This window comes from Streptomyces sp. 6N223 (assembly GCF_052246635.1).
GTDB lineage: Bacteria > Actinomycetota > Actinomycetes > Streptomycetales > Streptomycetaceae > Streptomyces.
Map to the genome: position 1 here is coordinate 1 of NZ_JBQQCA010000005.1, position 13,812 is coordinate 13,812.

Annotated in this window: 11 protein-coding genes; 1 reads left to right on the forward strand and 10 read right to left on the reverse strand. The window is 72.7% G+C overall.

Annotation, left to right across the window (positions count from 1 at the left end):
* Nucleotides 1–130: 130 nt before the first annotated feature.
* From ACTWQH_RS05320 to ACTWQH_RS05340, 5 genes are all read right to left on the reverse strand, one after another.
* Entirely contained in the window at nucleotides 131–2,698 is a 2,568-nt protein-coding gene (locus ACTWQH_RS05320) for an ABC transporter permease (RefSeq protein WP_443285153.1), read from the reverse strand.
* Nucleotides 2,699–2,705: 7 nt separating this feature from the next.
* Entirely contained in the window at nucleotides 2,706–3,488 is a 783-nt protein-coding gene (locus ACTWQH_RS05325) for an ABC transporter ATP-binding protein (RefSeq protein ID WP_443285154.1), read from the reverse strand.
* Between the two features lie 119 nt (nucleotides 3,489–3,607).
* Nucleotides 3,608–4,636, reverse strand: a complete 1,029-nt coding sequence (locus tag ACTWQH_RS05330; RefSeq protein ID WP_443285155.1) for an ABC transporter ATP-binding protein — start codon at nucleotides 4,634–4,636, stop codon at nucleotides 3,608–3,610.
* Nucleotides 4,637–4,660: 24 nt separating this feature from the next.
* Complete coding sequence (locus ACTWQH_RS05335; protein WP_443285156.1) at nucleotides 4,661–5,494, reverse strand: ABC transporter permease; 834 nt, start codon at nucleotides 5,492–5,494, stop codon at nucleotides 4,661–4,663.
* Complete coding sequence (locus tag ACTWQH_RS05340) at nucleotides 5,487–6,230, reverse strand: ABC transporter permease (RefSeq protein ID WP_443285157.1); 744 nt, start codon at nucleotides 6,228–6,230, stop codon at nucleotides 5,487–5,489. Before ACTWQH_RS05340 ends, ACTWQH_RS05335 begins: the two co-directional genes overlap by 8 nt.
* A 164-nt stretch (nucleotides 6,231–6,394) precedes the next feature.
* Here ACTWQH_RS05340 and ACTWQH_RS05345 point away from each other — a divergent pair, with 164 nt between their 5' ends.
* A complete protein-coding gene (locus tag ACTWQH_RS05345) occupies nucleotides 6,395–6,883 on the forward strand; it encodes a GNAT family N-acetyltransferase (protein WP_443285158.1) in 489 nt (162 codons plus the stop codon).
* Nucleotides 6,884–6,910: 27 nt separating this feature from the next.
* On the opposite strand, the gene ACTWQH_RS05350 is transcribed toward ACTWQH_RS05345, so the two are convergent.
* The 5 genes from ACTWQH_RS05350 to ACTWQH_RS05370 are packed head-to-tail and all read right to left on the reverse strand — an operon-like array spanning nucleotide 6,911 to nucleotide 13,674.
* Nucleotides 6,911–8,521, reverse strand: a complete 1,611-nt coding sequence (locus ACTWQH_RS05350; protein WP_443285159.1) for a hypothetical protein — start codon at nucleotides 8,519–8,521, stop codon at nucleotides 6,911–6,913.
* Between the two features lie 12 nt (nucleotides 8,522–8,533).
* Nucleotides 8,534–9,964, reverse strand: a complete 1,431-nt coding sequence (locus tag ACTWQH_RS05355; RefSeq protein WP_443285160.1) for an ATP-binding protein — start codon at nucleotides 9,962–9,964, stop codon at nucleotides 8,534–8,536.
* A gap of 25 nt (nucleotides 9,965–9,989) precedes the next feature.
* On the reverse strand, nucleotides 9,990–11,546 hold the full coding sequence (locus tag ACTWQH_RS05360; RefSeq protein ID WP_443285161.1) for an SCO6880 family protein: 1,557 nt from the start codon (nucleotides 11,544–11,546) through the stop codon (nucleotides 9,990–9,992).
* A gap of 3 nt (nucleotides 11,547–11,549) precedes the next feature.
* On the reverse strand, nucleotides 11,550–12,848 hold the full coding sequence (locus ACTWQH_RS05365; RefSeq protein WP_443285162.1) for a hypothetical protein: 1,299 nt from the start codon (nucleotides 12,846–12,848) through the stop codon (nucleotides 11,550–11,552).
* Nucleotides 12,838–13,674, reverse strand: a complete 837-nt coding sequence (locus ACTWQH_RS05370) for a hypothetical protein (RefSeq protein ID WP_443285163.1) — start codon at nucleotides 13,672–13,674, stop codon at nucleotides 12,838–12,840. The genes ACTWQH_RS05365 and ACTWQH_RS05370 overlap by 11 nt, the downstream gene beginning before the upstream one ends.
* Nucleotides 13,675–13,812: the final 138 nt, after the last annotated feature.

The following is a 13,812-nucleotide window of genomic DNA, read 5'->3' on the forward strand; positions in this document are numbered from 1 at the left end:
CCCGCCCTTCGGGGCTCCGCCCCGGCCCCCGATCGCCGCCCCCACCCCAGCACCCCACCCGGGGGTGAGGCGCCGTCGTCAGCCACCCCGGGTGGCGGCAAACGGGGGTGCGGGGGCTTGAGCCCCCGGGTCACTCCGTCGCGATCGCGCGGAGCACGTTCATGCGGCCCGCCCGGAACGCCGGGACGAGCGCCGCGATGAGGCCCACCACCGCCGAGCCGGCGAAGACCGTCGCGATCGTGCCCCACGGCACCTCCAGCACCGAGAAGCCCGACTCCGCCAGCACCTGCTGCCCCGTCACGCCCCACGCCATGCCAAGCCCCAGGCCCAGCAGCGCGCCGAACAGCGCGATCACCACCGACTCCAGCCGCACCATGCGCCGCATCTGCCGCCGCGACAGCCCGACCGCCCGCAGCAGGCCGATCTCCCGCGTCCGCTCGATCACCGACAGGGCGAGGGTGTTCACCACGCCGAGGATGGCCACGATGATCGCCAGCGCCAGCAGCCCGTACACGATGTTCAGCAGGCCGCCGATCTCGTCCTCCATGAGCTGCTTGTAGTCCTCCTGGTCGCGGACCTCGAACTGCGGGAAGGCCGCGAGGCTCTCCTCGAGCGCGGCATGCATCGCCGCCCGCTGACCCTCATCGGCGGCCTCGGCGAAGACCGAGATGTTCAGCGGCATCTGGTCGGCGGGCAGGTGCGCCCGCGCCGTGGCCGTGCTCAGGTACATCGCGCCCTGGTCGAAGAGCATGTCCTCGGACGTGATCGCCCTCAGCGTCAGCGTGACCCCCTTCTCACCCCCCACGAACCGCGCCGTGACCTCGTCGCCGACCGCCAGCCCGTGCTCCTCGGCGAACGACTCGCCCACCGAGATGCTGTCCCGCTCGTACGCCGCCGCCAGCTCGCCCGCCACCGTCGGCGTCCTCAGGTCCTGGGCGTACGTCGGGTCGGCCGCGACGACCTCCTGCTCCGAGCGCTCGCCGTCCGGCGTCGTCAGCACCAGGTTCACGCCCCGGTACTCCGTGACGTGCGCCAGGCCCGGCGTGCCCTTGACCGCCGCCACGACCTGCGGCGTCAGCGGCGCGTCGCCCCAGGACTCGATGAGGTAGTCCGCCCCGACCGAGCGGTCGAGCTGGTCGGAGGCCGAGGCCACGACCGAGGACGCCAGCACCGACAGCGAGCCGACCAGCGCGAGACCGATCATCAGCGCCCCGGCCGTGGCCCCGGTGCGGCGCGGGTTGCGCAGCGCGTTGCGGCCCGCCATCCGCCCGACCGAGCCGAAGACGCGCAGCACCACGGCGTTCAGCACGCGCACCAGGAACGCCGCCAGCAGGGGGCCGACGACGATCGCGCCCAGCAGCGTCAGCAGCAGGCCGAGCCCCAGGAACGGCGCGCCGTCGGCGGTCTCTCCGGCCGTGGCGGCGGCCAGCAGCGCCGCCGCGCCCGCGCCCGTCAGCAGCAGGCCCAGCGCCGCCCGCACCCGGCCCGGGCGCGCGTCGCCGGGCGGGGTGCCCGCGTCGCGCAGCGCCGCCATCGGCGAGACGCGGCCCGCCCGCCGCGAGGGCAGCCACGCCGCCAGCAGCGTCGTGGCGACGCCGACGACCATGCCGGTGATGGGCGTGGCGGCGTTGACCGTGAGCTGCGAGGTGTCGAGGTTGATCCCGGCGGACTCCATCAGCGTCAGCAGGCCCAGCGCGAGCCCGATGCCCACGCCCACGCCCAGCGCCGAGCCGACGGCGCCCAGCATCAGGGCCTCCACCAGCACCGAGCGGCCCGTCTGGCGGCGGCTGGCGCCGATCGCGCGCATCAGGCCGATCTCGCGGGTGCGCTGGGCGACCAGCATCGAGAAGGTGTTGACGATGAGGAAGATCCCGACCAGCACCGCGACCCCGGCGAAGCCGAGCATGGCGTAGCGCATCACGTCGAGGAAGCCGCCGACGTCCTCGTTCATCGACTGGGCGCTCTCGGCGCGGGTCTCGACGTCGTAGCCGCCGCCCAGGGCGGCGGCGGCGCGCCGCTTCAGCTCGGCGTCGCCGACGCCCTCGGCCGCGTCGAGCTGCACCTCGCTGACCAGGTCCGCGGCGCCCAGCAGCTCGCTGCGCGCGGCGTCCGGCGCCATCAGCAGGTAGGTGGCGCCCGGGTTGGTGCCCTGGAAGGTCGCCAGGCCCGTCAGCGTCACCGGGAAGCCGCCGCCGGCCGTGGTCACCTCCACCTCGTCGCCGACCGCGAGCCCTTCGCGCTCGGCGGTGTCGGCGTCGATCAGCGCCTCGCCCGGGCCGGAGGGCTCCCGGCCCTCGGACAGATCCAGGGTGCGCTGCGCGACCGCGTCCCAGCCGGTGCCGATGGTCGGGCCCTGCGCGTCCACGGACTCGCCGCCAGGGCCGGTGAGCGCGATGTCGTCGGTGAGGACCACGCCGTGGGCGGCGGCGACGCCGTCGACGCCGGCCAGCTCGTCCGCCACCGAGGCGGGCATCGTCACGGGCCGGCCGGTGTCGTTGGCGTTCTCCTCTTCCTCCGGCGCGACGGTGACGTCGGCGCTGATGGAGGTGAAGAACTTGTCGAAGGTGGAGTTGAGGGTGTCGGAGAAGACGAGCGTGCCGCAGACGAACGCCACCGACAGCATGATCGCGACGCCGGACAGCAGCATCCGGCCCTTGTGGGAGAAGAAGCTCCGCAGGGAGGTCCTCATCACGGTCATGGCGCGCTCACGCCTTCCGCTGGAACTGGGCGACGTCGAAGCGCCGCATGCGGTCCAGCACCAGTTCCGCGGTGGGGGCGTACATGTCGTCGACGAGGCGGCCGTCGGCGAGGTAGAGCACGCGGTCGGCGTAGGCGGCGGCCACCGGGTCGTGGGTGACCATGACGATGGTCTGGCCCAGCTCGTCGACGCTGCGGCGCAGGAAGCCCAGGATCTCGGCGCCCGCGCGCGAGTCCAGGTTGCCGGTGGGCTCGTCGCCGAAGATGATCGCGGGGCGGGCGGCGAGGGCGCGGGCGACCGCGACGCGCTGCTGCTGGCCGCCGGACAGCTCGTTCGGCCGGTGACGCAGCCGGTCCGCGAGGCCGACGGTGGCGATGACCCGGTCCAGCCAGGCCTTGTCCGGCTTCCGCCCGGCGATGTCCATGGGGAGGGTGATGTTCTCCAGCGCGTTCAGCGTCGGGAGGAGGTTGAACGCCTGGAAGACGAAGCCCACGTGGTCGCGGCGCAGCCTCGTGAGCCTCGTGTCGCGCAGGCCGGTGATCTCGGTCGAGCCGATCCAGATGCGGCCGGAGGTCACGGTGTCGAGCCCGGCCAGGCAGTGCATGAGGGTCGACTTGCCCGAGCCGGAGGGCCCCATGATCGCGGTGAACGCGCCACGCTGGATGTCCAGGCTCACCCCGTCCAGCGCCATCACCTGGGTCTCGCCCGATCCGTACGCCTTGACCACCGTCTCGGCGCGGGCGGCGACGGCCGCGGCCACGCGGGGAGGAATCGGTACAGCCGTTGCCACGGCAGTCTCCTTGCTTGTCGTTCCTGTGGTGCTGTCATGTCAGGTCAGGTACGCAAGCAACGGTGCCGTTCAGCGGGGGTGCCGCACGATGGTGTGCGTCTCCGTATCGGGCCGGGGGATTACCCCACCCTCACGCCCCCGGCAGACCCCATCGGCCCCCTCTCGCCCCTCTCCCCGCTCTCCCTGCCCATGGCGTACATCCGGGCGATGACCTCCTCGATGTCCGGCTCGCGCAGCGACAGGTCGAGCAGCGGATAGCCCTCGGCGATGCGCGCCACCAGCGGCGCCGCGCTCGCCGTCGCCGGGAACGACAGCCACTGGCGGGGCCCCTCCACCCGAACCGTGCGCGCCCCCTCCACCTCGATCGGCGCCAACTCCCGCTCCAGGTCCACCACCAGCGTCCGCTCGCTCTCTCCCACTTCGTGCAGCCCGCCCAGCGGCCCGTCGTACATCAGCCGCCCGTGGTCGATCACCATCACGCGCGAGCAGAGCTGCTCGATGTCGGTCAGGTCGTGGGTCGTCAGCAGGATCGTCGTGCCGCGCTCGGCGTTGAGGTCTCGCAGGAACTCGCGCACCTTCGCCTTGCTGACGACGTCCAGGCCGATCGTCGGCTCGTCCAGGTACAGCACCTCGGGATCGTGCAGCAGCGCCGCCGCGATGTCGCCGCGCATCCGCTGGCCCAGCGAGAGCTGCCGGACCGGAACCTCCAGAAGCGGGGCGAGTTCGAGCAGCTCCACGCACCGCGCGAGGTTCTCCTCGAAGCGCCGCTTCTCGACGCGGTACATACGCCGCACCAGGCCGTAGGAATCCCGCAGCGGCAGATCCCACCACAGGGTGGTGCGCTGCCCGAAGACGACGCCTATACGCCGCGCCAGCCGCGTCCGGTCGCGCGCCGGGTCGATCCCGGCCACGCGCAGCCTCCCGCCGCTGGGCGTCAGGATCCCGGTCAGCATCTTGATCGTGGTCGACTTGCCCGCGCCGTTCGGGCCGATGTATCCGACCATCTCGCCGCGCGGCACCCGGAAGGAGATCCCGTCCACCGCCCGGACCTCCCGCCGCTGCCGCCGCAGCCTTCCCTTCCGCACCCGCACGTGAAAGGTCTTCTCCAGGTCCGCGACCTCGATCAGCTCGCTCAGATCGTCGTCCATGGGCCCTCCCTCCTCCGCTCCTCGTCAGCTTCCCGTGCTCCGATAGCTCCGCACCCCTGCCCGCCACGCCAGCGCCGCGACGGCGCACATCGCCGCCGCCACCACGGGCGAGAGGAAGTTCACCCAGCCCGGCAGCCCCAGCGGATCCTCCCGCCCCAGCACCCACAGCACCGGCAGCCAGTTGACGAACGCCAGCGGCATCACGAACGTCACCCCCCGCACCAGCTCCCGCGCGAAGATCGACGGCGGGTACTTCAGCAGGGCGTTCCCGCCGTAGGTGAAGGAGCTCTGCACCTGGGCGGCGTCCTCCGCGACGAACTGGAAGGCCCCGCCCAGCGTCCAGATCGAGCCGAAGATCGCCGCGCCGCTGAGCATCATCACCGGCAGCCACGCCGCCTTCGCCACCGTCCAGTCCACGCCGTCGAGCTCGGTCAGCGCCCAGACCAGCACGACCAGCGCCTGCGCGATCCGGCCGAGGCGCCGCAGCGCGAACCGGTCGGCCGTCACCTGGGCGTACACCGGCACCGGCCGCACCAGCATCGTGTCCAGCGTGCCGTCCCTGATGCGGCCGCCGAGCACGTCGAGGTTGCCCAGCACCAGGTCGGCGAGGCCGAGGGAGACGCTGGAGGTGGCATACAGCAGCGCCACCTCGCCGACGGAGAAGCCGCCCAGGGCGTCGATCTGCGAGAACATGACCAGGACGGCGAAGAAGTCGAGCGCGCTGGTCGCGGCGTTGCCGAACACGTGCAGCGCGAACGTCGTCCGGTAGGTCATGGTCGAGCGCACCCACATCGCCGCGATCAGCGCGTACGCCCGCACCACCTCGCCGGGCGCCCCGGGCCCTCCGCGCTCAGCCACCCTGCACCACCACCTTCCGGGTCGCCGCCGCCTGCACTGCCCGCCCCGCCGCGAGCAGCACCACCGCCCACGCGGCCTGGAACGCCAGCGCCCCGGCCACCTCCACGCCCGCGTGCCGCCCGACCAGCACGTCCGCCGGCACCTGCAGCATCCCCGCCCACGGCAGCCACTGCACGACGTCGCCGAAGGTGCCGGGGAAGACGTTCAGAGGCAGGGACAGGCCGGAGAAGAACATGCTGAGCAGGATGGAGATCATGAAGACGCCCGAGGCGTCCAGCAGCCAGAACGCCGTCAGCGCGACCAGGTACCGGAGCGAGAAGCTGAGGACGACCGCCAGCACCGTCGCGCACAGGAACCACAGCCACGTCAACGGGCTGCGCGGCAGCGCCAGATCGAACGCGAGCGCCCCCGCGACCATCGGCACCACCCCGCGGCCCAGCAGCTCGAAGCCCGCCCGGCCCAGGTCGGAGGCGAACCACCAGAGCTGGAAGTCGACCGGCCGGTACAGGTCGATGGCCACGTCGCCGTTGCGGATCCGCTCCTGCAACTCGTGGCCGAAGCCGTGCCCGAAGATCGCGACCGGGGCCAGCAGCGCCTGGCCGATCCACACGAAGGTCAGCGCCTGGGCCTGGTCGTAGCCGCCGAGGTGCGGGCGTTCGTCCCACAGGGCTATGAAGGCGTAGCAGATGATGAAGCCGAAGACGGTGTTGGTGAACACCCCGGCCGCGGTGGCCATCCGATAGGTCGAGTAACGGCGGAATCCACTGATCGCGACGGCCCCATACACAAGCAGACGAGCCTAATCCCGCGCTCCGGCCGCCCGCCACCGAATAAATTCCCCGTCCGGCTCGGCCCGTTCACAAGATTTACTAAGCGGTGAGCTGGTGGAAGCATCGGTCCATGGCGTACAAGATCCGGCGGGCCAGCCGCGAGGACTGGCGGGAGCTGAAGGCGCTGCGGCTCGCCGCGCTCCGCGATCCCGTGGCGCCCGTGGCGTTCTTCGAGAGCTACGAGAGGGCGGCACGGCTCGGGCGCAGGGACTGGGAACGCCGCGCCTCCGGGGAGCTGGACGGCACCGTCACCTTCGTCGGCGAGGACGAGGACGGGCGGTGGGGAGGGATGCTGTCGGTGGTCACGACGCCGCGCTGCGCCGAGGTCATCAGCGTCTACATGCTGCCCCAGCACCGCGGCACTGGCCTGGCGGCGGAGCTGATGCGCACGGCCATCGCCTGGGCGGGCGGCCGGGAGGTCCGCCTCCGCGTCCACCAGAACAACCCGCGCGCCGCCCGCTTCTACGCCTCCCTCGGCTTCCGCCCCACCGGCGGGACGAACCCGGACCCGCGCGACCCGTCGCAGTACGCCTACGAGCTGGCGCTGCGGCCGGACTGACTCCCCGGTCTGCTCGGTCTACTGGGTCTACTCGATGACCGTGAGGCTGGGCTGGTCGGCGGTGACCGCGTCGACCAGGGCGTGGCGCAGCGCCGCCGTCTCCTTCTGGTCACCGACCACGTACAGCGTGCCGCCCTCGCCCGCGACGTTGTCCAGCGCCAGCGTGTCGACCCTCCCCGGCGAGCAGGACTGCCGTATGTGCAGCTGCTCCAGGCCGCCGAGCGCCCTTGCGATCAGGTCGAGCGCGGCGTCACGGCGACCGGGGTGGGTCGTGAGGGTGCTCTCCAGCTCCATCGAGGCGCCGGGAGTGGCGCGCGCGTGGGTGCGCAGGATCTTTCCGGCCTGGCCGGGCTGGCCGGAGGAGTTGCCGCCGTGGTTGGCCCAGCGCAGCACGTGCTGGATCGACTCGCCCGCGAGCGCGGCGGCGTGCAGATAGCAGCGCAGCAGCGTCTCGGCCGCCTCGGCGTCGAGCTGGAAGATCGGCTCGGTCGGCCGCACCGCCGCGAGCAACGCCGCCGCGCGGCGCCGCGCGACGTCCATGTCCCCGCAGCCACGCTGCGGCGCCCACCGCAACCGCACGGGCGCGTCCGTGACATGCCCGGGGTCATAGACGTGCACGGGCCCCACCTTGCCGCGCTGCCGCGCGGTCTTCGCCCACAGCCGCCCATCCGGATCGACGACGACGAGCCCTTCGGGCCCACCCACGACGGCGCCCACGACATCGCGGGCCGCGGCGGCCGGGCCCTGCCGGCCGCCCCGGCCGGGCGTTACGGGCATCCGCGCGGAACTCCCGCTCGCCGCGCCCGCGTCGGCCCCGTCGTGGCCGTCCCAGCCGGGCGCCAACCCGCCGGGACCACCCGCAGCCGGGTCCCCGGGCGCGCCGTGCGTGCCGTACGCCGCCGGTGTACGCGGGTCTTGCCACCCCGCGCCCTCCGGCGCGTAGGGGTCGCCGGTGCCGGCCGCCCCAGGGGTCCGCTGGGCGTCCGGGCCGGATGGATGGGGACCGGCCGCCCCGCGACCGTGCCCGCCGTCCCGACCCGGCGCCGCGTGTGCCTCGGCGGGGCTCCGGCCCGCGCCGCCCGGCCCATGGGGCGAGCCGGGCACCGAAGGCGCCTCGTACTGGCCCGTGGGGACCTCCGGCTCAAGGGCGACCCTGCCCCCGTCCGCGCCCTCCCCCTCCACGGAGCCGGAGGGGCGGAGCCCCTCTGCCGGGGCCTGCTTCTCCCTCCCCGCGTGCTCCCTCCCCGCGTGGCGCTTCGCGCGCCAGCGGGCCACCTGGATCGCGATCAGCAGCGCCGTCGAGAAGAGCATCACGACCTGCGTCAGGAAGACCAGCCACAGCACCGTCGCGCTCGACAGCTGCTCCGGCGGCGTGGCGGGCCACGCCCCGGCCACGTCCCGCGGATCCGTCAGGAAGGACCGCAAGGCCGTGCCCGTCCGCACGAAGCTCACGTTCTCCGGCCAGGAGCCGTGCGCCACCACGCCCCCCAGCCCCGTCGAGGTCCACGTCAGGGCCGCGAGGCTGGCCAGCAGGGCCACGCCGCCGACCAGCAGGCCGTCCGGCACGCCGCCACCCGCGCGCCGTTCCGGCCTGCCCTGCCGCTGCCGCTGCTCCTGTCCGCCCGGCTCGTACGCCACTTCGCGGCCCCTCTACACCACGCCTTGGCCCTGGCGTTTTTCGAACGCCGCCGCGCGCGCCTCCGTCTCGGCCTCGAACAGGTGGTGCTCCTGCCCGGGTTCGAGCTCCAGGAGCTCGTCGCGCTGCAGGGCCGCAGCCGACTCGGTCATGGCGCGGTCGGTGAAGACCAGCGGGCGTTCCGCCTCCGTCACCAGGTGCTTGACGACCTGCACGTTCCCGTTGACGTCCCACACCGCCATGCCCGGGGTGAGCGTCGGGATGATCTCCACCGCCCAGCGCGGCAGGCCAAGCACCTGTCCCGTCGCCCGCGCCTCGTCGGACTTCTGGGCGTAGATCGTCCTCGTGGAGGCCATCTTCAGGATGGCCGCGGCCTCCTTGGCCGCCGCCCCGTCGACCACGTCCGACAGGTGGTGCACCACCGCCACGAACGACAGCCCCAGCCGCCGCCCGAACTTCAGCAGCCGCTGGAAGAGCTGCGCCACCGACGGCGAGTTGATGATGTGCCACGCCTCCTCGACCAGGAAGATCCGCTTCCTGCGGTCCGGCCTGATCCAGGTGTGCTCCAGCCACACGCCGACGATCGCCATCAGGATCGGCATGGCGATCGAGTTCCGGTCGATGTGGGACAGGTCGAAGATGATCAGCGGCGCGTCGAGGTCGATGCCGACCGTCGTCGGGCCGTCGAACATGCCCCGCAGGTCGCCGTCGACCAGCCGGTCGAGCACCAGCGCCACGTCAAGGCCCCAGGCCCTGACGTCCTCCAGGTCCACGTTCATGGCGTCGGCGGACTCCGGCCGGGGGTGGCGCAGCCGCTCCACGATGTCGGTCAGTATCGGCTGGCGGTCGGTGATCGTCTGGTTCACGTACGCGTGGGCGACCTTCAGCGCGAAGCCGGACCGCTCGTCCAGCGACCGCCCCAGCGCCACCTCGATGATGGTGCGCAGCAGCGCGAGCTGCCCGGTCGTGGTGATCGCCGGGTCCAGCGGGTTGAGCCGGACGAGCTCGTCGAGCGAGCCCATCGGGTCGAGCCGGATGGGCGTGATGCCGAGCTGCTGGGCGATGAGATTCCACTCGCCGACGCCGTCCTCGCCCTGCGCGTCCAGCACCACCACCTGCCGCTCGCGGAACCGGAGCTGGCGCAGCACGTACGTCTTCTCCAGCGCGGACTTGCCGTTGCCGGACTCGCCGAGCACCAGCCAGTGGGGCGCGGGAAGTTGCTGCCCGTAGAGCTGGAACGGGTCGTAGATGTACCCCTTGCCCGAGTACACCTCGCGGCCGATGATGACGCCCGAGTCGCCCAGGCCCGGCGCCGCCGTGGGCAGGTAGACGGCCTGGGCCTGCCCGGTGGAGGTGCGCACCGGCAGCCGCACCGTCTCGGTCCGGCCGAAGAGCAGGCTGGTGAACGCCTCGGTGATGGCGTTGAGCGGATCTCGCGGCGGCACGACGGCACCTCCTCCCTCAGCGGTCTCAGCGACGGATCCCGGTCGCGAACGGGAGCGTGTTCACGAACGCCCTGTGATGTTCCCGGTCGCACCACTCAAGCTTCAAATACGATTTACCCGCGGAGGCGCGGATCGTGCGCTTGTCCCGGGCAAGTGCTTCGGGGTTCGGTGAGGATACCGTGAGGTACCCGACCAGATTCACCCCCGCGGCTCCCGAGGCGAGGTCGTCTCCCCGCTGGTCCACGCGGCCGTGCGCGGCGACGTCGCGCGGGTCGACCGTGCGGTTCATCTTCGCCGCCCGCGAGGCCTCCGCCTCGTCGTTCGTCTTCTCCGTCAGCATCCGCTCGATCGCCACCTCGGTCGGCTCCAGGTCCATGCACACCGCCACGGTCCTGATCACGTCGGGGGTGTGCACCAGCAGCGGGGCCAGGAAGTTGACGCCCACCGGGGTCATGGGCCACTCCTTGACCCACGCCGAGGCGTGGCACCACGGCTCCCGCGTCTCCGACTCCCTCGTCTTCGCCTGGAGGTACGTCGGCTGCCGCGCGTCCAGCTCCGCCGGCCAGGCGTTCCGCTGCGACATGGCCTGGATGTGGTCGATGGGGTGGTCCGGGTCGTACATCGAGTGGATCAGCGAGGCCAGCCGCGCCTCGCCGAGCGGCTGCCGCACCCGGATGTCGGCCTCGGTCAGCCGGGCGCAGATGTCGGTCAGCTCCCGCGCCATGATGACCGCCAGCGCCTCGTCCTGCGACATGCGCTTCCGGTCCCGCGTCGCGCGGGCCGCCTTCGCCACGGTCTGCGCCTCCTGGCTCAGCTCCCGCGAGTGGTGCATGCACGCCACCAGGTACGCCCGGTGCTGCTCGCTGGAGGTGGACACCATCGACTGCAGCTGGTCGTAGCTCTCGCGGATCCACGCGGGGGAGTGCTCGTCGCCCCGGTCCAGCACGTCGTTGGCGTGCGCGTCGGGGTCGGCCGGAAGAGTCCTGGCCAGCATCTGGAGCCGCGTCACGTGGCCGTCGCCGTTGGCCACGTGCTTCAGCAGCGTGCCGAACCGCTCGACCAGCGCCTCCTGGTCCTCGCTGTCCCGCAGCCCGACGCCGGGGCCCTCGATCTCTATGGCCGCGGTGATGGTGCGCCGGTCCTGGTGCAGCAGCACCGCGATCTCGTCGGGGCCGAACGCCGCCGCCAGCCACCGCACGCGCCCGACCCCCGGCGGGGTCCCGATCTCGATCTCCCGCCCGTCGAGGGTGATCCCCGCCTCCGGCGCCGCGGAACGGTACCGCGCGCCTCGGCGCACCAGCCGCCGGAAGGATCGCGTCACTTCAAACCACCTGTAGAACGTCCGCCCGTTGTAGGGCACATACACTGCCGCGAGCGCCAGCATCGGAAACCCGGCGAGGCCGACGATCCTGATCGTCAGCACCGGGATGAGGATGCCGCTCATCATTCCGAGGAACGCCCCCGCGACGATCAGCGCGATCTCCCCGGTCTCGCGGTTGCGCCCGACGATGGACTGCGGCCGCGCCCGACCGATCAGGTACGTCCGGCGGCGCGCCTGCAGGGTCTGCTGTGGTGAGGTCACGGCCTAGCTCCCCCCTCCGCGCCCGCCCGGCGTGCCGGGCCCCGGCGTTCCCGCCCGGGGCGGAGGCGGAGGCGTGGCCCCGCCCCGGCCCGCGCCGCCGCGGTTGCCGTGCGCGGCGACGCCGCCCGCGATGCCGCCCGCGATGCCGCCGGCGGTCCCGCCGCCACCCCCGGCGGCGCCCGAGCCGGACGCGCCGCCGCCCCCGGCGTTGGCCCCGGCCGGGGTGCCCCGGGACCCGTGGGCGGTCATGCCGGCCTTCATCGTGTTCGCCGTGGAGGAGACGGCGGCGCCCGCCGCCCGGCTCGCCGTGTCCTGCCGCATCTGCCGCTGGCTGACGATCTCGTCGCCGAAGCCGGGCACGAAGCGGTAGATCATCGCCGAGGCGAAGATCGCCAGCAGGATGATGGACAGCCCCGAGATGATGGCCGAGGTGGCCGTGGGCTCGCCCTCCTCCGCCTCGGTCAGGGCGCCCGCCAACCCCAGCACGATCGCGATCACCGGCTTGATGAGGATCACCGCGATCATGATCCCGGCCCAGCGGCGCACGTGCTGCCAGAGGTTCTTGTCCACCAGCCCGGCGTACACGGCCGTGCCGAGCATCGCCCCCACGTACAGCATCGCGGCCCGGATCGTCAGCTCCAGGAACAGCACCCCCGCCGCGAGGATCGACACCAGCGACACCACGATCAGCATGATCGGGCCGCCCCCGATGTCCTCGCCCTGCTCCAGCGCCGCCGCGAACTCCCCGAAGAACACCTCCGAGTTGCTCCCGGTGCCCGCGATGATCGCGTCCGTCACGCTGTCGGTCGCGCCCACCACCACGTACAGCGCCAGCGGCGTGAAGGCCGAGGCCATGACGCACAGCCACAGGAAGCCGATGGCCTCGCCGATCGCCGTCGTCAGCGGCACGCCCCTGATGGCGCGCTTGACGATGGCCAGCAGCCACAGGATCAGCGTCAGCACGGTCGAGGCGGCGAAGACCACGGCGTACTGCCGCAGGAAGGAGGCGTTGGTGAAGTCGACCGTGGTGGTCTCCGACACCAGCTCCGACAGCTCCGTCACGATCCAGGAGGCCGCCTCGGCGCAGCCGTCGGCCAGCGAGGACAGCGGGTCGAGCGACGAGTCGTAGTCCTCGCCGTTGCCCCCGCCGCCGCTCTCGGGGTCGCCCTCGCAGTAGTCCTGCGCGGCACCGTCGATCAGGTCGCAGGGGTCGTCCGATGGCTCCGCCGACGGTTCCGCCGACGGGTCGCCGGTGGGCTCGTCGTCCTGCAGGGGCAGCGCCCAGGGCGCGCTAGCGCGCATAGGTGAACCCCCCGAACCGCTCGACCGCATCGGACATCTCCTCCGCCGACGACGCGCGCTGGTCGCGCGCGACCGGAACGGGTCCATCCTCCTGGCTGGAGCCGGTCACCTTCCAGTCCCCGTCGGCCCACACCAGGTCGTAGGTGGTGGTGTACCAGCTCTCCGTCACCGGGTTCGTCGACTCGACGCCCGCCAGCCCGAAGAGCGCCGAGTACCACACCGCCACGCGCGCGCTGTCCGCGCCGAACTCCACGACGCTGGTGCCGACCGGCACGACGCGCGAGACGAAGTCCATGCCGGCGGGCACCTCGCCGTCCTCCTCCAGGCCTATGCGGGTGAGGAAGTCGGGGTCGGAGTACGCCGCGTCCAGGTCGGCACTCCGCTCGGCGGCGACGTCCGGGGCGTAGACGGCCCCGACGATCGCCTGCCGCTGCTCGGCGTCGAACATGCCCTCACCCTCGAGCGCCACCGCGTAGTTCGCCGCCGCGCTCTCCGCGCCCTGCTCGGTCTGCGCGAACCCGGAGGGAATCCCCGCGACCTCGCCCTCCACGGGCAGCTCGCCGCTGGGCGCGGTCGCCTCGGCCTGCCCACCGCCCGCCGGCTCGTCCGACGCGCTCCCCTCACTGCCCCCGCCCCCGGTCTGGTTGGCGATGACGATGGCGCCCAGCAGCAGCACGATCACCCCGAGGATGGTGACGAGACTCCGTCTCGGCGAGGCGGGCTGACGAGGCGAGGGATCCTCTTCCTCCGGAAGCCGCGTCCGCGTCCGGGTCTGCACGGGGAGCCGACGGGCGCGCAGGTCGTCCAAGTCGTCGCCGTAACTCATCTCGCGCCCCCTTAGCTGCGCCGAGTCTATGCCTTCCACACACGACGTTAGCGCCCTCGGCTGACAACGGCGTCTGCGCAAGCGGGGTTCACGAGGTCGCGACGGGCGCACGCACGTAACGGGGGAGGACAGCGAGGC

What these genes read in the sequence shown, in the direction of transcription:
- ACTWQH_RS05320 (WP_443285153.1), bottom strand. Translation starts at nt 2,698, where the DNA reads ATGACCGTGATGAGGACCTCCCTGCGGAGCTTCTTCTCCCACAAGGGC.
- ACTWQH_RS05330 (WP_443285155.1), bottom strand. Translation starts at nt 4,636, where the DNA reads ATGGACGACGATCTGAGCGAGCTGATCGAGGTCGCGGACCTGGAGAAG.
- ACTWQH_RS05340 (WP_443285157.1), bottom strand. Translation starts at nt 6,230, where the DNA reads ATGGCCACCGCGGCCGGGGTGTTCACCAACACCGTCTTCGGCTTCATC.
- ACTWQH_RS05345 (WP_443285158.1), top strand. Translation starts at nt 6,395, where the DNA reads ATGGCGTACAAGATCCGGCGGGCCAGCCGCGAGGACTGGCGGGAGCTG.
- ACTWQH_RS05365 (WP_443285162.1), bottom strand. Translation starts at nt 12,848, where the DNA reads ATGCGCGCTAGCGCGCCCTGGGCGCTGCCCCTGCAGGACGACGAGCCC.
- ACTWQH_RS05370 (WP_443285163.1), bottom strand. Translation starts at nt 13,674, where the DNA reads ATGAGTTACGGCGACGACTTGGACGACCTGCGCGCCCGTCGGCTCCCC.